Raw genomic sequence first — 18,673 nt, 5'->3', positions numbered from 1 at the left:
CGCCGCTTCGCCCGGCCCCGGCGTGGCCGCGCGGCCCGGGGGGGCGGCGCGGGGGAGCATGGACGCGTGAGCACCACCCGCCCCGCCCCGCGCAGCACCTCCCGCACGCCCCGGTCGCCCCGCACCGTCGAGGCGGCGCTGGGGGCGCCCGTGCTGGGGTCGCGCATCGCGGACGCGATGTCGGGCGTGTGGGCGGTGGTCCAGTCGGTGGTGCTGTCGTCCCTGCTGGTGCTGCTGCTGACGGTGGTCGCGATGCTCGGCGCGCCCGGCACGGGTGCCGTGCCCTGGGGCGTCGCCACCCGCACCGCCGGCGGCGTCTGGCTGCTGGGGCACGGCGTGCCCGTGACGGTGGGCGACGCCGCGGTGACGATCGTGCCGCTCGGCGTGGCGGCCCTGGCGGCCTTCTGCACGTACGTGTGCGCCAAGCGCGCGACGGCGCCCGTGGCGTCCGGAGTGCTGGCCGGCACGGTCCTGTACGCGGTGACGACGACGGCGGTGGCCGCGGCGGGCGGCCTGCGCGGCGGGGCGCTGCTGACCGCGGCGGTCGGCGGCGCGGTGGTCGGGGGCGTCGGGCTCGGCGTCGGCGTGCTCGCGCAGCCCGACGCGCCGCGGGTGGCCGAGGTCGTCGAGGCCACGTTCGGCTGGGTCCCGCCCGTGGCGCGCCTCGGCGTGCGCGCCGGCGCGCTGGCGACGGCGCTGCTGCTCGGCGCCGCGGCGGTGGTCACGACGCTGTGGGTGCTCGCCGGCCGCGCCACGGCGGGCGACGTGCTCGCCGGCCTGGCGCCCGGCTGGATCGGGGGCGTGGTGCTCGGCGTCGCCCAGCTCGCGCTCCTGCCCAACCTGGTGCTGTGGGCGCTGGCGTGGCTGGCCGGGCCGGGCTTCGCCGTGGGGGAGGGGACCTCGTTCACGGTGCGCGGTGTCGTCGACGGCCCGCTGCCGGCCTTCCCGCTGCTCGGGGCCCTGCCGGGGCCGAGCTGGTCGGGCGGCGCGTCCCTCGCCGCGCCCGCCCTGGTCGTGCTGTGCGGCGTCGTGGCCGGCGGGTTCGCGTGGCGCCGGCTCGAGCCGACGCTGGTGCGGTGGTCCGACGTCGCCTGGGTCGCCGGTGCGACGGCGGTCACGGCGGGCGCCGTCGTGGCGCTGCTGCAGCGCTGGGCCGGCGGCGCCGTCGGCATGGGGCGGCTCGCCGAGATCGGCGCGCAGCCGCTCGCCGTCGGGGCGGTCGTCGCCGCCGAGGTGCTCGTCGGTGTCGGGGCGGTGCTCGCCGTCGCGCACTCGGGCGTGCTGACGCGGCGCGGGGGGAAGCGCGGACGCGGCTAGGCTTGCCTGCCGTGCAGACCCCCTCCGGCCACCCCGTCGAGTCCACCTCCGCCACCCGCGTCGTCGTGCTCGCCTCGGGCGCCGGCTCCAACCTCGCCGCGCTGCTGGCCGCGCACGACGACCCGGCCTACGGCGCCCGCGTCGTCGGCGTCGTCTCCGACCGGCCCGCCGCCGGCGCGCTCGACCTCGCCCGCGACGCCGGCGTCGCGTCCGCGGTGGTGGCCCCCGCCGACTTCGCCGACCGCGCGGAGTGGGACAAGGCCGTGGGCGACGCGGTGGCGGTGTTCCACCCGGACCTCGTGGTGCTCGCCGGGTTCATGCGGATCCTGTCGCCCCGGTTCGTCGGCCGGTTCGAGCACCGCATCGTCAACACCCATCCCGCGCTGCTGCCCAGCTTCCCCGGCGCGCACGGGGTGCGCGACGCCCTGGCCCACGGCGTGAAGGTCAGCGGGTGCACGGTGCACGTGGTGGACGCCGGCGTCGACACCGGCCCGATCCTCGCCCAGGCGGCGGTGCCCGTGCGCGAGGACGACGACGAGGCGGCGCTGCACGAGCGCATCAAGGTCGCCGAGCGTGCGCTGCTGGTGGAGACGGTCGGCCGCATCGCGCGGGAGGGGCTCCACGTGGTGGGGCGCCGGGCGGTCATCGGCCGCTGAGCGGTCACCGGCTCCGCGGTGACCGGGCGTCGTCCGGTGCGGGGTCGCCGGCCGGGTCGTCCGTCGCCGTCGCGGTGCCGGGCGAGTCGTCCCGCGGCGCGAGCACGCTGAGCACCTGGTAGGCCTCGCGCGGTGTGCCCTGGTCCGTCCGGGCCTCGGCGAGGCTCTGCTCCGACCACCGGGCGAGCAGCTCCTCGAGCTCCCGCGCCATCGCGCGGCCCTGCTCGGGCGTGAGCAGCACCGTGGTGAGCACGAACTGCCGCGCGGCCTGCGTGCGCTCCCGGTCGTCTCCGGCCGGGGCGGCCGCCCCGCCGCGGTCGTGCTCGCCGTCCCCGTCCCCGGCGTCGTCCCCGGAGTCGTGCCCGGGGTCGTCCCCGGGGTCGTCCCCGTCGTCCTGCCGCGCGCGCCGGTGGAAGACGTCGGTCACCCAGCGCAGCGCTGGCCGCAGGATCGTCTCGGCCGCGTCCCCGGCGTCGGGCCTGACCTGGTAGCTCGTCGCGACGTTGGTCCACACGCGGTCGCGCCGGTCACGGGCGTGCTCCGGCGCCTCGGCGATCATCCCGGCCCGCGCGAGCACGCGCAGGTGAAAGCTCACCGAGTTCGCGGGCTGCCCGATCGCCTCCGCGAGGTCCGCGGCGCGGGCGTGGCCGGCCACCGCCAGCTGCATGAGGATCCGCTGGCGCACCGGGTGCGCCAGCGCGCGCAGGGCGGCCGGGTCGCGCACCTCCATCGTCTCGAGCACGTCCTCACGCTAGCAAGGTTCATCAACACATGTTGCGCAATGGATATTGCGCAACAGTTGTTGCGCGACTACGGTCGCCGCATGACCGACGACCTCGCGGCCGCCGCGCCGCCCGCCGATCCCGCGCCGCCCGCACCCACGCAGGTCCCCGAGCGGCCGCTGTGGCGCAACCGTCCGTACGTGCTGCTCATGTCGGGCCTGACGGCCGAGTCGCTGGGCGCCGGCGTCGCGCTGTTCGCCGTGCCCCTGCTGGCGCTGCAGCTCACCGGGTCGCCCGCGGCCGCGGGCGTGGTCGCCGCCGTCGGGCAGCTCGGGGCGCTGCTCGTCACGCTCCCGGCCGGCGTCGTCGCGGACCGGTCCGACCGGCGGCGCGTCGTCGTCGTCGCGGCCGGCGCCACCGCGCTGCTGTGGGGGACCGTGGTCGCGGCCGGCGCCGCAGGCACGCTCGGCGTCTGGCACCTGGCGGCGGTGCTGTTCGGGACGTCGGTGGCCGGCGCGTTCGTCGACCCGGCGGTCAGCGGAGCCTTCCGCACCGTCGTGCCGGCCGCGCAGCTGCCGACCGCCTACGCCACCGCCCAGGGCCGCGACGCGGCGGCGGGGATGGTGGGGGGCCCGCTGGGCGGCGTGCTGTACGGCATCGCGCCGGTCGTGCCGCTGGTGGGCGCCGTGCTCGGCTACGCGGCCACGGCCGTGGGGGCCTGGCTGGTGCGTGCGCCCCTGAACGACGACGTCGCCGCCGCCCGGGCGACGCGGCCGCTCGAGGCGCTGCGCGCCGGGCTGCGCTACGTCTGGGCGTCACCGCTGTTCCGGGCGTGCATCGTGCTGTTCGTGGCGGTGAACGTCGCGGTCAACGGCATCCTCGTGGGCATCAACCTCGAGCTGGCGCGCACCGGCACCCCGCCGGTGCTCATCGGCGTGCTCGACACGGTCGCCGCGGCGAGCATGCTGGCCGGGGCGGCCCTCGCTCCGCTGCTGGTGCGGCGCCTGCGGCTGGGCGTCGTCGTCGTGCTCGCGCTCGGCGTCCTGCTGGTGGCCCTCGCGGGCATGGCCGTGGCGCGCAGCTACCTCGGCTACGTCGTCCTGCTCGGCGTCGGCGTGCTGCTGGTCCCGGCGGTCAACGCGGCCATGGCGGGGTACACGGCGGCCGTCACCCCGGCGCAGATGCAGGGCCGCCTCAGCTCGGTGCTCGGGCTCACCGGGCTCGCCGCCGCGCCGGTCGCCCCGCTGGTGGGGGGCGGCCTGCTGGCCGCCGGCGGCATCGGCGTCGTGCTCGGGGTGCTGGTGGGGCTCCTCGCGCTGGTCGTCGCGGCCCTGTTCGGGGTGCGGTCCCTGTGGCGGGTGGGCACCCCGGACACCTGGGCCGCGGACGCGCGCCCGGTGCCGGTGTGACCCCGAGGGGAGAGCGGCCGGGCCTGGGCCCGCCGCGCGGCGGGCGGTAGACTCGCCGCGGCCGTGACTGGCGAGGGTGGGTCACCACCGGGGAGCGGCCGCCGCACCGCCCCACCGTGTGCGCCGCCCGCCTGGGCGCCAGGGGTCCTTCGCAAGAACGACCCGAGGAGAACGCCATGTCCGGCGCCCCCGCCGCCCCCGACGTCCAGCTCGCCGACGACTCGCGCCGCCCGGTGCGTCGCGCCCTGCTGAGCGTCTACGACAAGACCGGCCTGGTGGAGCTGGCCACCGCCCTGCACGCCGCGGGCGTCGAGCTGGTCTCCACCGGCTCCACCGCCGGCACGATCGCCGCCGCCGGCGTCCCGGTGACCCGCGTGGAGGACCTGACCGGGTTCCCCGAGTGCCTCGAGGGCCGCGTCAAGACGCTGCACCCGCGCGTGCACGCCGGGCTGCTGGCCGACACCCGCAAGGCCGACCACCTCGCCCAGCTCGACGAGCTCGGCATCGAGCCGTTCGAGCTCGTGGTCGTCAACCTGTACCCGTTCGCCGCCACGGTCGCCTCGGGCGCCGGCCAGGACGCCGTCATCGAGCAGATCGACATCGGCGGCCCGTCGATGGTCCGCGCCGCGGCGAAGAACCACCCCTCGGTGGCCGTCGTCGTCGACCCGGCCCGCTACGGGCTGGTCGTCGAGGCCGTGCAGGCCGGCGGCTTCACCTACGCCCAGCGCAAGGAGCTCGCCGCCGCCGCGTTCGTGCACACCGCCACCTACGACGTCGCGGTCGCCTCGTGGATGGGCAGCGTCGTCGCCCCGACGGACGCCGTCGAGACCCTGGAGGGGCAGGTCTCCACCGGCTTCCCCGCGTGGATCGGCGGGACGTGGGACCGCGCCGACGTGCTGCGCTACGGCGAGAACCCGCACCAGCGCGCCGCGCTGTACACCGTCGGCCACGGCGAGCCGGGCCTGGCCCAGGCCGAGCAGCTGCACGGCAAGGCGATGAGCTACAACAACTACGTCGACGCCGACGCCGCCTGGCGCGCCGCCTGGGACCACGAGGGCCCCGCGGTGGCGATCATCAAGCACGCCAACCCGTGCGGCATCGCCGTCGGCGCCGACATCGCCGAGGCGCACCGCCGGGCCCACGCCACCGACCCGGTCTCCGCCTACGGCGGCGTCATCGCTGCCAACGGCGTGATCACCAAGGCCGCGGCCGAGCAGATCGCCCCGGTGTTCACCGAGGTCGTCGTCGCCCCCGGCTTCGAGCCCGAGGCGCTGGAGATCCTGCAGGCCAAGAAGAACGTCCGCCTGCTCGTGGTGCCGAACCCGCCGCGCGCCGCCGTCGAGACCCGGCCGATCTCCGGCGGCCTGCTCGTGCAGGCGGCCGACCGCTACCAGGCCGACGGCGACGACCCGGCGACCTGGACGCTCGCCGCCGGCGCGGCCGCCGACGACGCCACGCTCGCGGACCTCGCCTTCGCGTGGCGGGCCGTGCGCGCCGCCAAGTCCAACGCCATCCTGCTGGCCTCGGACGGCGCCGCCGTCGGCATCGGCATGGGGCAGGTCAACCGCGTGGACTCCTGCCGCCTCGCGGTCGAGCGGGCCAACACGCTCGCCGAGGGCCAGGAGCGGGCGCGGGGCGCCGTCGCGGCGTCGGACGCGTTCTTCCCGTTCGCCGACGGCCTGCAGGTGCTGCTCGACGCGGGCGTGCGCGCCGTCGTGCAGCCGGGCGGGTCGATCCGCGACGCCGAGGTGGTCGCCGCCGCCGAGGCCGCCGGCGTGACGATGTACTTCACGGGCACGCGCCACTTCGCGCACTGACCCTCTCGCCGAGATAGAGACCCGACCGCGCGAGATAGAGAGGCGCCCCGGCGAGATAGAGAGGCCACCTCTCTATCTCGCCGGGGCGCCTCTCTACTTCGGCGGGCTGGCTCTCTATCTCGGCGTCAGAGGACGGCGTCCTTGAGGCGGACCGTCGGGTCGAGGGCGCGGTCGACGTCCACCCGCAGCGGCTCGCCGCGGTTCATCAGCCGGCGCACGGCGCCCACCTCGCGCGGGGAGTCGACCAGCAGCACCGCGCGCACGAGCGCGACGCGGTGGCCCTCGTGCGTGTGCTGGGGGTGCCGGTCGAGGGCCTGCTCGAGGTAGAGCGCCGCCCACGGGCCGCCCGACGCGGGGTCGCCGCGCAGCGCCACCTCCTCGACGCCGCTCGGCAGGCCGAGCAGCGCGAGGTCGTGACCGAGCTGGCGGGAGAACACGTACGGCGCGTGCCGCGGCACCGGCGGCAGGCCCAGCCGGGCGCGCAGCTCCTCGGGCTCGGCGGGCGACTCGTCGATGCCGAGCAGCGCCCGCACCGTCGTCTCGGGGTCGTGCAGCGCGGCCGACCAGTGCCCGCCCGGCACCGGACCGAACACCGGGTGCTCGCGGGTGGCGACGTCGCCCACCGCCCAGATCCGCGCGAGCGTGGCGGCCCCCAGCCGGCCGGCCGCGTCGGTGGGCGAGGCCCGGCCGGTCAGCCGGCCGGCGGCGTCGACGCGCAGCCCGCCGCGGGCGTCGAGCGGCAGGCTCCCCGCGAGCCAGCCCGACGCCGGCCGGGCGCCGACGGCCGCGAGCACGACGTCGGCCGGCAGGTGCTCGCCCGAGGCGAGCGTGACGCCCCCGGCGTCCACGTCCGCGACCGGCTCGCCGGTGCGCAGCCGCACCCCGGCCGCGGCGTACCAGGGCACCAGGTGCGCGCCGACGGCGGGGCCGAGCTGGCGGTCGAGCGGGGCGGGCGCCGCCTCGACGACGGTGACGTCGGCGCCCGCGCCCGCGGCGACGCCCGCGAGCTCCGCGCCGATCCAGCCCGCGCCCACGACGACGAGCCGCAGCCCGGCCTTCTCCTTCAGCACGGCACGCAGCCGGTCGGCGTCGGCGGCCGTGTGCAGCGTCCAGGCCGTCTCCCAGCCGGGCGGCCGCACGGGCTCGGACCCGACGGCGAGGACGACGGCGTCGGCCACGAGGCGGTCGCCGGAGGCCGTGGTCACGGCGACGGCGTCCGGCTCGGGCTCGAGCCGCACCGCGGGGTCGGCGAGGCGCACCTCGTCGGCGAGCTCCTCGACGTCCACGCCCAGGTCGTCGCGCAGCCACACCGGCTCGGGCCGGGTGAGCAGCTCCTTCGACAGCGGCGGCCGGTCGTACGGGGCGACGCCCTCCGCGCCCAGCAGGGTGATCCGCCCGTCGAACCCGTGGTTGCGCAGCGCGGCGACGCTCTGCGCGCCGGCGAGCCCGGCACCGACGACCACGACGGAGCGCGGCCGCGGCAGCGACGGCGGGGTGGGGAGGGTGGGGTAGCGGCGAGGGGCGGGACGGACTGGCACGCCGTCACGCTAACCCCCGCACGCGTCGAGGGGTGTGGTGGGGGCCACTCGGCGACGCCGGGCCGGCGGTCCCGCGGCGGTAGGCTCGACGCCGTGGAACCGCGACCGACCGCCCAGGGCCCGGCCTGGCTCCCCCGGGCAGCGGCCGGGGGAGCGGACCCCGTTCCCGGCCCGTCGGACGACGAGGCCGCGGCCGCCCGCGCGCCGTCGCCGGGTGACGACGGGCCCGCCGAGCCGGCGGTCCCGGGCCGGGCACCGGCCGCGGCGGCCGGCCCGGCGTCGTCGACCGAGCCCGTGCCCGCGCCCGCGACGCCGGGCTCGCCCTGGGGCAGCGTCCCGCCCGCGGCAGCGCCCGCCCGGCGCCCCTACCGCGGGCCGAACCCGCGGGCGTCGCTCACCGTCGCCATGGTGGGTGTCCTGCTGACCGGCGCGATGGGCCTCCTGGTCGGGGTCCGCGCCGGGGCCGTCACCCTCGCGCTGACGCTCGCCGTCGTGGGCACCTGGCGGGCGCTCGCACCGCGCGCGAACGCCGCCGCCGGCATCGTCGTGCGCAGCAAGCTGCTCGACGTCGCCACGTGCTGGGGGCTGGCGGCGATGATCCTGTTCCTCGCGCTCACCATCCCGTTCCTCGGCTGACCCCCGCGCCGGCCGCAGACGGGACGAGCCCCGCCGTCCGAGGACGGCGGGGCTCGTCGCACGAGCGGCGCGAGGTGTCAGCGCGGCGTGACCCCGCCGTCCTCGCCGTCGCGGCGCTCCTCGGCGTGGGCCTCGGCCTCGGCGGCCTCGACCTCCGCGTCGGTGACGGCAGCCTCGATGCGGGTGTCCGAGGCGGCGTCCGGGTCCGCGGCGGTCGCGGCGGGGGCGTCGCGCTCGGTCGCGATCTCGACGGAGGCGCCGTCGGCGGTCTCGTCAGCGGTCGCGGTGTCACCGGCCGGGGCCGTGGCGTGGGCCTCGTCCGCGGCGGCCGGCGACGTCGAGAACGCCCGGTAGAACAGCGCGGCGACGGCGCCACCCAGCAGCGGCGCCCAGAGGAACAGCGAGAAGAACTGCCCCCACGTCCACCCGCCGGCGAACAGCGCGGCGGCGAAGGAGCGGGCCGGGTTGAGCGAGGCGTTGGTGACGGGCCACGCGATGATGATCAGGGCGCCGAGCACCAGGCCGACCAGCACCGGCGGGTAGGGCGCCCGGCTCGTGCGCTCGCGGCCGGAGGAGAGGATGACGCCGACGAGCACGGCGGTCAGGATCACCTCGACCAGCAGCGCGGCGATCTGCGTGAACTCCGCCTGCTGGTTGGTGAGGGTGAACAGCGGCGAGTGCTCGCCGTAGCCGTTGGCGGCGGTGCGCAGGACGCCGGCCTTGCCGTCGGCCCCGATCAGCTGGGCGTAGCCGGACGGGATGACGGCGAAGACGACCAGCGCGCCCAGCGCGGCGCCGACGAGCTGGGCGACCCAGTAGGGCAGCAGGTCGCGCCACGGCGTCCGGCCCGCGAGCGCGAGGCCGAGCGTGACGGCGGGGTTGAAGTGGCCGCCCGAGACGTGGCCCACCGCCGCGACCCCGGCCATGAGCATGATGCCGCCGGCGAGGGCCACCGGGAGGATCGACCCCCCGTTCACCGCGTTGAGCGCGGCGGTGCCGACGATCCCGAGGATCAGGATGAACGTGCCGAAAGCCTCGGCGGCCAGCCGTGAGGTCATCGAGTACGAGGGCTGCGGGGCGAGGGGCGCCTCGGCAGCGGTGCCGCTGGGCGCGGCGAAGTCCTGGGACATGAGGATCCTTGGAGTGTCGGCAACTGCTGTCATGGGCACCGTACCGGCCGATGCTGGACGTACGCCGGAAATATGCCGGTCCGGGGCCCGGGAGCGGCGGCGATTCGCGGAATTCGTCCGGAACTGCTGTCGCCAGGTCGCGACGCGTGGGCCACAGTGGCCTCATGACGACCGTACCCGTGAACGTCACCGTCACCGGGGCCGCCGGCCAGATCGGCTACGCGCTGCTCTTCCGGATCGCGTCGGGCGCGATGCTCGGGCCGGACACGCCCGTGCGCCTGCGCCTGCTCGAGGTGCCGCAGGCGGTGAAGGCGGCCGAGGGCGTGGCGATGGAGCTCGACGACGGCGCCTTCGACCTGCTGCACGGCGTCGACATCAGCGACGACCCGCGCCGGGCGTTCGACGGCGCCGACGTGGCGCTGCTGGTCGGCGCCCGGCCGCGACAGGCCGGCATGGAGCGGCGCGACCTGCTCGAGGCCAACGGCGGGATCTTCGGACCGCAGGGCGAGGCGATCAACGACGGCGCGGCGGACGACGTGCGCGTGCTCGTCGTCGGCAACCCGGCCAACACGAACGCGCTGATCTGCGCCGCGCACGCCCCGGACGTGCCCAAGGACCGGTTCACCGCGATGACGCGCCTGGACCACAACCGGGCCCTGTCCCAGCTCGCCCGTCACGCGGGCGCGCACGTGGCGGACGTGCGCCGCGTCGCCATCTGGGGCAACCACTCGGCCACCCAGTACCCCGACGTCTTCCACGCCGAGGTGGCCGGGCGCCCCGGCGCCGAGCTCGCCGCCGACCGGGAGTGGCTGGAGAAGGACTTCATCCCGACCGTGGCGCAGCGCGGCGCGGCCATCATCGAGGCGCGCGGCGCCTCGTCGCAGGCCTCCGCCGCGAACGCCGCGCTGCAGCACGTGCACGACTGGGTGCACGGCACGCCCGAGGGCGACTGGACCAGCGCCGGGCTGTGGTCGACCGGCGAGTACGGCCTGCCCGAGGGGCTCGTGTGCTCGTTCCCGGTCACGGCGTCCGACGGCGCCTGGCACGTGGTCGAGGGCCTGGACGTCGACGAGTTCTCGCGCGAGCGGATCGAGCGCTCGGTGGCCGAGCTCGTGGAGGAGCGCGACGCCGTGCGCGCCCTGGGCCTGCTCTGATGCCGAGATAGAGACCTCCGGCGCCGAGATAGAGAGGTGCGCCGCCGAGATAGAGAGGCACCTCTCTATCTCGGCAGCGCACCTCTCTATCTCGGCGCTTCCATCTCGGCGTTGAGTTCGGGGAGCGAAGGCGTGGGTACGCCGTCGGCATCCGGCGCCGCGGTAGCCCAGACGCCCGGGCGAATCGCAGCAAACTGGTCGAATCTCGCCCCGCGCCGCCTCCCGTCCCGGATCGTGACGCGATCGTGACCCGCTGACCCGGTCCCGGCTTTGACTTCGAGTCTCGAACCCATCACTCTGGTGTCCGGACCGGCCCGACCAGGGCCGGGACGCCCCTGGTCCCGCCCGCGAGGGCACCGGCACACGGCTGCGCCGGAGGGACCCTCGACGACGAGTGAAGGAGCGCGAGGATGCGACTCGGCAAGAAGATGGGCGTGGTCGCCGCGGGTGCGGCGCTGACGCTCTCGCTGGCCGCCTGTGGTGGCTCGGGCGCCGGTGGCGGCGGGGACGAGAGCGCCCCGGCCGGAAACGGCGACGACGACGTCACGATCGGCGTGGCCATGCCGACCGAGACCTCGGAGCGGTGGATCCAGGACGGCAACGCCGTCAAGGACGCCCTCGAGGACAAGGGCTACACGGTCGACCTGCAGTACGCGGGTGACGACATCCCCACCCAGACGCAGCAGATCGACCAGATGATCACCGGCGGTGCCGACGTGCTCATCGTCGCGGCGATCGACGGTACGGCGCTGACGAGCCAGCTCGAGGCTGCCGCCGCCGCGAACATCCCGGTCATCTCCTACGACCGCCTGATCCGCGACAGCGAGAACGTCGACTTCTACGTCACGTTCGACAACGAGGCGGTCGGCGTCGCGCAGGCCACGGCGCTGCTGACGGGCCTCGGCCTCACCGACGCCGACGGCAAGCCGACGGGGGAGAAGGGGCCGTTCAACATCGAGCTGTTCGCCGGCTCGCTGGACGACAACAACGCGCACTTCTTCTGGAAGGGCGCGATGGACACGCTCCAGCCGTTCATCGACGACGGCTCGCTCGTGGTCCCCTCGGGCCAGACCGACATCGAGCAGGCCGCGACGCTGCGCTGGTCGCAGGAGACCGCGCAGAAGCGCATGGAGGACCTGCTCAGCCAGAACTACTCCGACGGAACCGAGCTCCACGGCGTGCTGTCGCCCTACGACGGCATCTCGCGCGGCATCATCACGGCGCTCCAGGGCGTCGGCATGGGCCCGTCGATCGCCGACGGCCTGCCGGTCGTGACCGGTCAGGACGCCGAGATCGCCTCGGTCAAGCTGATCCAGGACGGCGTGCAGCAGTCCACGATCTTCAAGGACACGCGCAAGCTGGCCGACCAGGCCGTCGTGGCCGCCGAGGCCTACATCAACGGCGAGGAGCCCGAGGCCAACGACACCGAGACGTACGACAACGGCGTCAAGGTCGTCCCGTCGTACCTCCTCGAGGTCGACACGGTCTACTCGGACAACATCAAGCCGCTCCTGGTCGACTCCGGCTACTGGACGCAGGACGAGATCGACGCCGGCGTCGCCGGCTGACGTCCCGGTGCAGCCCGCCCGGCGGCCCACGGCCGCCGGGCGGGCCCACCCCGCACCACCCGCCCCACCGAAGGAGGAACGAGGGCGCATGAACACCCACGCAACGCGCTCCGGCGTCACCGGGAGGGACCCGCGATGAGCACCATCCTCGAGATGCGCTCCATCACCAAGGAGTTCCCCGGCGTCAAGGCGCTCCAGGACGTCACGCTGACCGTCGAGAAGGGCGAGATCCACGCCATCTGCGGCGAGAACGGTGCCGGCAAGTCGACGCTGATGAAGGTGCTGTCGGGCGTCTACCCGCACGGGACGTACGGCGGGCAGATCCTGCTGGACGGCGAGGAGGTGCGCTTCGGCTCGATCAACGACTCCGAGGCGCGCGGCGTCGTCATCATCCACCAGGAGCTCGCGCTGGTGCCCTACCTCTCGGTGGCCGAGAACATCTTCCTCGGCAACGAGGTGCGCGGCGCCGGGCGCCTGATCGACTGGAACAAGGCCAACCACGAGGCCGCGCGCCTGCTCGAGCGGGTGGGCCTGCGGGAGAACCCGACCACCCCGGTCGGCCAGCTCGGCGTCGGCAAGCAGCAGCTCATCGAGATCGCCAAGGCGCTGTCGAAGGAGGTGCGCCTGCTCATCCTCGACGAGCCGACGGCGGCGCTGAACGACAACGACTCGGAGCACCTGCTCGAGCTGCTGCGCCAGCTGAAGGCCGAGGGCATCACCTCGATCATCATCTCCCACAAGCTCAACGAGATCGCCGAGATCGCCGACTCCACGACGATCATCCGCGACGGGCGCACGATCGAGTCCATCGACATGAAGGACCCGTCCTCGACGCAGGACCGCATCATCCGCGGGATGGTCGGCCGCGACCTGGAGCACCGGTACCCCGAGCGCACGCCGGACATCGGCGACGTCGTGCTGTCCGTCGAGCACTGGACGGTGCACCACCCGACGCAGCCGGAGCGCGTGGTCATCGACGACGCGAGCTTCGACGTGCGCGCGGGCGAGGTCGTCGGCATCGCCGGCCTCATGGGCGCGGGCCGCACGGAGCTGGCGATGAGCATCTTCGGCCGCACGTACGGCCGCAACATCTCCGGCCGGATCGTCAAGGACGGCAAGGAGATCACGATCCGCACGGTGGCCGACGCCATCCGCCACGGCATCGCCTACGCCACCGAGGACCGCAAGCGCTACGGCCTCAACCTGATCGAGGACGTGCGCCGCAACATCTCGTTGGCGGCGCTGGACAAGCTCGCCCGCCGCGGCTGGGTCAACGCGAACGAGGAGCTCAAGGTCGCGGACGAGTACCGCGCCAGCCTCAACATCAAGACGCCGACGGTCATGTCGGTGGTCGGGAAGCTCTCCGGCGGCAACCAGCAGAAGGTCGTGCTGTCGAAGTGGCTGTACACCGACCCGGACGTGCTCATCCTCGACGAGCCGACGCGCGGCATCGACGTCGGCGCGAAGTACGAGATCTACACGATCATCAACCGCATGGTCGCGGCCGGGAAGGCCGTGATCGTCATCTCCTCCGAGCTGCCCGAGCTGCTGGGCATCTGCGACCGCGTGTACACGCTGGCGTTCGGTCGCATCACGGGCCAGCTGCCCGTCGCCGAGGCCACGCAGGAGCGCCTCATGGAGCTCATGACGCTCGAGCGCGACGCCGCGGTGCCCGCCGGCGCCACCGCGCCGACCGGTGACGTCGGCCCCGACGACGTCGCCGCCGAGTCCTCCGCCCGTCTGCGAAACACCACGAAGGAACTGTCATGACCGCCATCGCCGGCTTCAGCGACCTGGTGACGAGGAACCTGCGTCAGAGCGGCATCTTCGTCGCGTTCGTCGCGATCGTCGCCCTCTTCGCCGCGCTCAACCCGAACTTCCTGAGCCCGGGCAACCTCACGAACATCGTCCTGCAGTACTCGTACATCCTGATCCTCGCGATCGGCATGATCCTGATCATCGTCGCGGGGCAGATCGACCTGTCGGTCGGCTCGGTGGTGGCGCTGACCGGCGCCGTGTCCGCCGTGCTGGTGATCAAGAACGGGATGCCCTGGTACGTGGGCGTGCTGGCGGCGATCGTCGTCGGCCTGCTCGTCGGTGCCTGGCAGGGCTTCTGGGTGGCGTTCGTCGGCATCCCCGGCTTCATCGTCACCCTGGCGGGCATGCTGCTCTTCCGTGGTCTGACCTACCGCGTGCTCGACAACGTCTCGCTGTCGCCGTTCGGCGGCACGTACTACGACATCGCCAACGGCTTCCAGAACGGCCTGCTCGGCGGGTACGGGGTGGACACCTTCACGCTCGTGATCTTCGGCATCGCGGTGGTCGGCTACGCGGTGGCGCAGTGGCGCAGCCGCAAGGGCCGCATCGCCTACCAGCAGGTCGTCGAGTCCATGCCGCTGTTCGTGCTCAAGATCGTCGCCGTGGCGGCCGTCGTGATGTGGTTCGGCTACCAGCTGGCCAGCAGCCGCGGCCTGCCGAACATCCTGATCCTGCTCGCGATCCTGATCATCGTCTACACGCTGGTCACGCAGAAGTCGGTGTTCGGCCGGCACGTGTACGCGGTGGGCGGCAACCTGCACGCCGCGGAGCTGTCGGGCGTGAAGGTCAAGAAGATCAACTTCTGGATCTTCGTGAACATGGGCTTCCTGGCCGCGGTGGCGGGCATCGTCTACTCGTCGCGCATGAACGGGGCCCAGCCGGGTGCCGGCAACATGTTCGAGCTCGACGCGATCGCGGCCTGCTTCATCGGCGGCGCCTCGACGACGGGCGGCGTCGGCCGCGTGGGCGGGGCCATGATCGGTGGTCTGATCATGGCGGTCATGTCGAACGGCATGCAGCTCATGGGTGTGCCGCAGTCCATCCAGCAGGTGGTCAAGGGCCTGGTGCTGCTGCTCGCCGTGGCCTTCGACATCTGGAACAAGCGCCGCGCCGCCGCGCTGCGCTGACCGACGCGACGCGCGGGCGGACGACGATGTCGTCCGCCCGCGCCCGCGTGCTCCTAGACTCCCCGGCGTGAGAGGACGGCTGCCGATGGCTGGCTCCCAGTCCTCGTTGCGCGAGGCCAACCGCGCCAAGATCGTCGAGGCGGTCAAGCAGTACGGCGGCCTGACGCAGGTCGAGCTGACCGGTGCGACCGGGCTCTCGCCCGCCACCGTGTCCACGATCGTCAAGGAGCTGGTGGCCGCGGGCCTCGTCGAGGTCCGCGGCACGGTGCGCTCCGGGCGCCGTGCGCAGCTGGTGACGATCGCGCACCGGCTCGGCCTGGTCGCCGGCGTCGTCGTCGGCCAGCGCCACCTGCGCGTGGCGATCGCCGACGCGTCGCACGAGGTGGTGGCCGAGCAGGCGCTGCCGCTGCCCGCGGAGCACAAGGTGGACACGAGCCTGGACCGCGTCGCGCTGCTCGTCGTCGACCTGCTCGAGCGCATCGGGGCCAACCTCGACGAGCTGCTCGGGATCGGCCTCGGGCTGCCCGCGCCCGTGGACGTCGACACCGGGCTGATCTCGGTGCGCGGGATCATGCGGGGTTGGGACGACGTCCACGTGGCGCAGGTGCTGGAGAAGCGCCTCTCGCGGCCCGTGTTCGTCGACAACGACGCGAACCTCGGGGCGATGGCGGAGTCCGCCCTCGGGGCGTCGCGGCACGTGCAGGACTCGGTGTTCGTCGGCGTCTCCCACGGCACGGGAGCCGGCGTGGTGATCGGCGGCCGGGTGCACCGCGGGTTCGCCGGCCTGGCGGGGGAGATCGGGCACGTCCAGGTCGACCCGGCGGGGCGCGTGTGCGTCTGCGGCAACCGCGGCTGCCTCGACACGGTGGTCGGCGGGTCGGCATTCTTGGCGCCGCTGCGCGACAGCCACGGCAACCTGACGCTGCGCGACGTCGTGCAGTACGCGAACGAGGGGGACCTCGGCTGCCGCCAGGTGGTGGCCGACGCCGGCCGGGTGGTCGGCCAGGTGGTCGCCGGCCTGACGACGGTGCTCAACCCCCAGTGCATCGTCGTGGGTGGCGAGCTGGCGCAGACCGGCGACGTGCTGCTCGAGCCGCTGCGCGAGGCGGTGCTGCGGCGCACGCTCGTCAACCGGGTGGCCCCGGTCGAGGTCGTGCCCGCGGAGCTGGGCACCCGGGCAGAGCTGACGGGCGCGCTGCTCCTGGCGCTGCAGTCCACCGACGTGTTCGACCGCGTCGACGAGGCGGGAGCCGGGATCGTGGAGGAGATCGGGTGACGAACGTGGTCCGCACGCCGCTGTTGTCGGTGCGGCAGGTGAGCAAGCACTTCGGGGCGGTGGAGGCGCTCGTCGGGGTGGACCTCGACGTGCACGCCCACGAGGTGGTGGCTCTGGTGGGCGACAACGGTGCGGGCAAGTCGACCCTCGCCAAGGTGATCGCCGGCGTCCTGCAGCCCGACGCGGGGATCATCGAGCGCGACGGCGTGCCCGTGACGTTCTCCTCGCCGTCCGCCGCGTCGGCGTCCGGCATCGCCACGGTGTTCCAGGACCTGGCGCTGTGCGAGAACCTCGACGTCACCGCGAACGTGTTCCTCGGTCACGAGCTGCGGACCTCCGGCGGGCTGCTCGCCGACGGCGAGATGGAGCGCGTGACGCGCCGCATCCTGCAGAACCTCACCGTGCGCATCCCGTCGGTGCGCACGCCCCTGCACCACCTGTCGGGCGGTCAGCGGCAGGCGGTGGCGATCGCCCGCACGCTCATCGGCGAGCCGCGGGTCGTGGTGCTCGACGAGCCGACGGCGGCGCTGTCGGTCGCGCAGTCGGCGGAGGTGCTCACGCACATCCAGCGGCTGCGCGACATGGGCCTCGGCGTCGTGCTGATCAGCCACAACATGAACGACGTGCGCGCGGTCGCGGACCGCGTCGAGGTGCTGCGGCACGGGCGCAACAACGGCTCGTTCCCGGCCGACGTGAGCCACGAGTCGCTGCTGGCCGCGATCACCGGCGCGGCCTGACGGCGCCGCGGGCGACGGCTGTCAGTGGAAGGCGACGGCCGTCAGCGGAAGGCGACGGCCGTCAGTGGAAGACGACGGTGCGGTGGCCGTTGAGCAGCACCCGGTGCTCGGCGTGCCACCGCACGGCGCGGGCCAGCGCCCGGCGCTCGACGTCCTCGCCGAGCGCCACGAGGTCCGTCACCGCGCGGGTGTGGTCGACCCGCTCGACGTCCTGCTCGATGATCGGGCCCTCGTCGAGGTCGCCGGTGACGTAGTGCGCGGTGGCGCCGATGAGCTTGACGCCGCGCTCGTGCGCCTGGGCGTAGGGGCGGGCGCCCTTGAAGCTCGGCAGGAACGAGTGGTGGATGTTGATGACCCGGCCCTCGAGGTCCCGGCACAGCTCGTCCGAGAGGATCTGCATGTAGCGCGCCAGCACCACCAGCTCGACGTCGAGCTCGGCGACCAGCTCGCGCAGCCGCTGCTCGGCCTGCGCCTTGGTGTCCTTGGTGACCGGCACGTGGTGGAACGGCTTGCCGTAGAAGGCGGCGATGTCCGCCAGGTCGGGGTGGTTGCCCACCACGCCGACGACGTCGACGGGCATGCCCTGGTTGCGCTCGCGGTAGAGCAGGTCGACGAGGCAGTGCGCCGCCTTGCTCACCAGCACCAGCGTGCGCACCCGCCGGCCGACGACGTCGAGCTCCCAGGTCATGCCGAACGCCTCGAAGGCCGGGGTCAGCGCGGCGACGAGCTCGGCGCGGGTCGCCGTCGTCTCCACCTGCAGGCGCAGGAAGAACCGGCCCGACGCCGGGTCGCCGAACTGCTGGGACTCGGTGATGTTGTCGCCGCGTGCCGCGAGCGCTCCGGTGATGGCCGCGACGATCCCGGGGCCGTCGGGGCAGGAGACGGTGAGCACCCACTCGGTGCGGGGCGAGGCGGCAGGAGCGTCGGTCACGGGGCACACGGTACCGGCGCGCCGGCAGGTGGTGGCGGTCCGATCCGCTGGGTGGGCGCGGGCCGGTCCCTACCGCCGGCGGGTCCGCGACGCGCGGCGTGGGCGCCGCTGCGCACGCCCCGGCGGTCTGGTTCGATGGGCGCATGAGCGAGGCACCACGCACTCGGATCGCACTGGTCGACGACGCCGACGCCGGCGAGCTGCTGACGCTGCGGCGCGCTGCCTTCGTCACGGAGGCGCAGCAGTACGGCGACCCGAACATCCCGCCGCTGACCCAGACCCTCGCCGAGCTGCGCGAGGACCTGGCCCGCGAGGACGTCGTCACCGTCGGCGCGTGGGAGGGACACCGCCTCGTGGGGTCCATCCGCGTGGAGATCGAGGGCAACAAGGCGACGCTCGGCCGGCTCGCCGTCGCGCCCGACATGCAGGGCCGCGGCATCGGCACGTCGCTGCTGTTCGCGATCCTGCCGCACCTGCCCGAGCAGGTCGCCGAGATCTGGGCGTTCACCGGCAAGGACTCCCAGAACCTGTCGATGTACACCAAGCACGGGTTCGAGGCGCAGTACGACGACCCTGCCGGCGAGCTGACCTACACCTACCTGCGGCGCGTGCTGCACGAGGTGGAGGCCCGCGGCGGCAGCGCGCCCGACTGACCGTCGCGCCCGCCGTCGGGCCGAGGGCCCTCGGCCGCCGGGCGCCGTTGCGCTACCCTGGGCGGGTCGCGACTGGCGCACCCCGGCAGCCTGCCCGCGCCCCGCACCCCCGGTGCGGGCGCCACGGGAACGGCCCCGCCGGGCGGGTGGATCACCACCGGGGAGCGACACGCTGTGCAGACGA

General features: G+C 74.5%; 16 protein-coding genes and 1 riboswitch. Of the genes, 12 read left to right on the top strand and 4 right to left on the bottom strand.

Annotated elements, in window-relative coordinates; genetic code table 11:
• Window positions 1-66 precede the first annotated feature (66 nt).
• Both GSF02_RS10880 and purN read left to right on the top strand, forming a co-directional pair.
• The gene (locus tag GSF02_RS10880) at window positions 67-1,317 is read left to right on the top strand and encodes a cell division protein PerM (protein ID WP_159795921.1); all 1,251 of its coding nucleotides are present in this window, start codon (window positions 67-69) and stop codon (window positions 1,315-1,317) included.
• Window positions 1,318-1,328: 11 nt separating this feature from the next.
• Entirely contained in the window at window positions 1,329-1,973 is a 645-nt protein-coding gene (purN, locus tag GSF02_RS10875; protein ID WP_159795918.1) for a phosphoribosylglycinamide formyltransferase, read from the top strand.
• 4 nt (window positions 1,974-1,977) lie between these two features.
• Here purN and GSF02_RS10870 read toward each other — a convergent pair whose 3' ends face one another.
• A complete protein-coding gene (locus GSF02_RS10870) occupies window positions 1,978-2,715 on the bottom strand; it encodes an ArsR/SmtB family transcription factor (protein WP_159795915.1) in 738 nt (245 codons plus the stop codon).
• An 81-nt stretch (window positions 2,716-2,796) separates the two neighbouring features.
• On the opposite strand from GSF02_RS10870, the gene GSF02_RS10865 reads away from it, so the two are divergent.
• Complete coding sequence (locus GSF02_RS10865; RefSeq protein ID WP_159795912.1) at window positions 2,797-4,104, top strand: MFS transporter; 1,308 nt, start codon at window positions 2,797-2,799, stop codon at window positions 4,102-4,104.
• A gap of 53 nt (window positions 4,105-4,157) precedes the next feature.
• Window positions 4,158-4,248, top strand: a riboswitch (ZMP/ZTP riboswitch).
• A 32-nt stretch (window positions 4,249-4,280) separates the two neighbouring features.
• Window positions 4,281-5,921 carry a bifunctional phosphoribosylaminoimidazolecarboxamide formyltransferase/IMP cyclohydrolase gene (purH, locus tag GSF02_RS10860; protein WP_159795909.1) on the top strand — a complete coding sequence of 547 codons (1,641 nt, stop codon included), beginning with the start codon at window positions 4,281-4,283 and terminating at the stop codon, window positions 5,919-5,921.
• Window positions 5,922-6,046: 125 nt separating this feature from the next.
• Here purH and GSF02_RS10855 read toward each other — a convergent pair whose 3' ends face one another.
• Window positions 6,047-7,459 (bottom strand): NAD(P)/FAD-dependent oxidoreductase, encoded by a 1,413-nt coding sequence (locus GSF02_RS10855; protein WP_159795906.1) that lies wholly within the window; start codon window positions 7,457-7,459, stop codon window positions 6,047-6,049.
• Between the two features lie 93 nt (window positions 7,460-7,552).
• On the opposite strand from GSF02_RS10855, the gene GSF02_RS18875 reads away from it, so the two are divergent.
• A complete protein-coding gene (locus GSF02_RS18875; RefSeq protein WP_235915499.1) occupies window positions 7,553-8,095 on the top strand; it encodes a DUF3017 domain-containing protein in 543 nt (180 codons plus the stop codon).
• A 77-nt stretch (window positions 8,096-8,172) separates the two neighbouring features.
• On the opposite strand, the gene GSF02_RS10845 is transcribed toward GSF02_RS18875, so the two are convergent.
• Window positions 8,173-9,258 carry an MIP/aquaporin family protein gene (locus tag GSF02_RS10845; RefSeq protein WP_159795902.1) on the bottom strand — a complete coding sequence of 362 codons (1,086 nt, stop codon included), beginning with the start codon at window positions 9,256-9,258 and terminating at the stop codon, window positions 8,173-8,175.
• Between the two features lie 131 nt (window positions 9,259-9,389).
• On the opposite strand from GSF02_RS10845, the gene GSF02_RS10840 reads away from it, so the two are divergent.
• From GSF02_RS10840 to GSF02_RS10815, 6 genes are all read left to right on the top strand, one after another.
• Window positions 9,390-10,379, top strand: coding sequence for a malate dehydrogenase (locus tag GSF02_RS10840; protein ID WP_159795899.1), 990 nt, complete (start codon window positions 9,390-9,392; stop codon window positions 10,377-10,379).
• 410 nt (window positions 10,380-10,789) lie between these two features.
• Window positions 10,790-11,947, top strand: a complete 1,158-nt coding sequence (gene chvE, locus GSF02_RS10835) for a multiple monosaccharide ABC transporter substrate-binding protein (protein ID WP_159795896.1) — start codon at window positions 10,790-10,792, stop codon at window positions 11,945-11,947.
• A 135-nt stretch (window positions 11,948-12,082) separates the two neighbouring features.
• Window positions 12,083-13,717 carry a multiple monosaccharide ABC transporter ATP-binding protein gene (gene mmsA, locus GSF02_RS10830; RefSeq protein ID WP_159795893.1) on the top strand — a complete coding sequence of 545 codons (1,635 nt, stop codon included), beginning with the start codon at window positions 12,083-12,085 and terminating at the stop codon, window positions 13,715-13,717.
• Entirely contained in the window at window positions 13,714-14,892 is a 1,179-nt protein-coding gene (mmsB, locus tag GSF02_RS10825; RefSeq protein ID WP_159795890.1) for a multiple monosaccharide ABC transporter permease, read from the top strand. Before mmsA ends, mmsB begins: the two co-directional genes overlap by 4 nt.
• 85 nt (window positions 14,893-14,977) lie before the next feature.
• Complete coding sequence (locus GSF02_RS10820; protein WP_159796020.1) at window positions 14,978-16,168, top strand: ROK family transcriptional regulator; 1,191 nt, start codon at window positions 14,978-14,980, stop codon at window positions 16,166-16,168.
• The gene (locus tag GSF02_RS10815; protein ID WP_159795887.1) at window positions 16,165-16,905 is read left to right on the top strand and encodes an ATP-binding cassette domain-containing protein; all 741 of its coding nucleotides are present in this window, start codon (window positions 16,165-16,167) and stop codon (window positions 16,903-16,905) included. Before GSF02_RS10820 ends, GSF02_RS10815 begins: the two co-directional genes overlap by 4 nt.
• Before the next feature lie 61 nt (window positions 16,906-16,966).
• Here GSF02_RS10815 and purU read toward each other — a convergent pair whose 3' ends face one another.
• A complete protein-coding gene (gene purU / locus GSF02_RS10810) occupies window positions 16,967-17,836 on the bottom strand; it encodes a formyltetrahydrofolate deformylase (RefSeq protein WP_159795884.1) in 870 nt (289 codons plus the stop codon).
• Between the two features lie 143 nt (window positions 17,837-17,979).
• Between purU and GSF02_RS10805 the strand changes: the two genes are divergently transcribed.
• On the top strand, window positions 17,980-18,489 hold the full coding sequence (locus GSF02_RS10805) for a GNAT family N-acetyltransferase (RefSeq protein WP_159795881.1): 510 nt from the start codon (window positions 17,980-17,982) through the stop codon (window positions 18,487-18,489).
• Window positions 18,490-18,673: the final 184 nt, after the last annotated feature.

It is taken from the genome of Puerhibacterium puerhi (genome assembly GCF_009846865.1).
Lineage (GTDB): Bacteria > Actinomycetota > Actinomycetes > Actinomycetales > Cellulomonadaceae > Puerhibacterium > Puerhibacterium puerhi.
The sequence above is the reverse complement of the archived record's forward strand: the minus strand, read 5'-3'. Positions and strand labels throughout refer to the sequence as shown.

Coding starts and splice junctions, on each gene's coding strand:
- mmsA (WP_159795893.1), top strand. CDS start 12,083: ATGAGCACCATCCTCGAGATGCGCTCCATCACCAAGGAGTTCCCCGGC.
- GSF02_RS10805 (WP_159795881.1), top strand. CDS start 17,980: ATGAGCGAGGCACCACGCACTCGGATCGCACTGGTCGACGACGCCGAC.
- mmsB (WP_159795890.1), top strand. CDS start 13,714: ATGACCGCCATCGCCGGCTTCAGCGACCTGGTGACGAGGAACCTGCGT.
- GSF02_RS10820 (WP_159796020.1), top strand. CDS start 14,978: ATGGCTGGCTCCCAGTCCTCGTTGCGCGAGGCCAACCGCGCCAAGATC.
- GSF02_RS10845 (WP_159795902.1), bottom strand. CDS start 9,258: ATGACAGCAGTTGCCGACACTCCAAGGATCCTCATGTCCCAGGACTTC.
- chvE (WP_159795896.1), top strand. CDS start 10,790: ATGCGACTCGGCAAGAAGATGGGCGTGGTCGCCGCGGGTGCGGCGCTG.
- purH (WP_159795909.1), top strand. CDS start 4,281: ATGTCCGGCGCCCCCGCCGCCCCCGACGTCCAGCTCGCCGACGACTCG.
- GSF02_RS10840 (WP_159795899.1), top strand. CDS start 9,390: ATGACGACCGTACCCGTGAACGTCACCGTCACCGGGGCCGCCGGCCAG.
- GSF02_RS10865 (WP_159795912.1), top strand. CDS start 2,797: ATGACCGACGACCTCGCGGCCGCCGCGCCGCCCGCCGATCCCGCGCCG.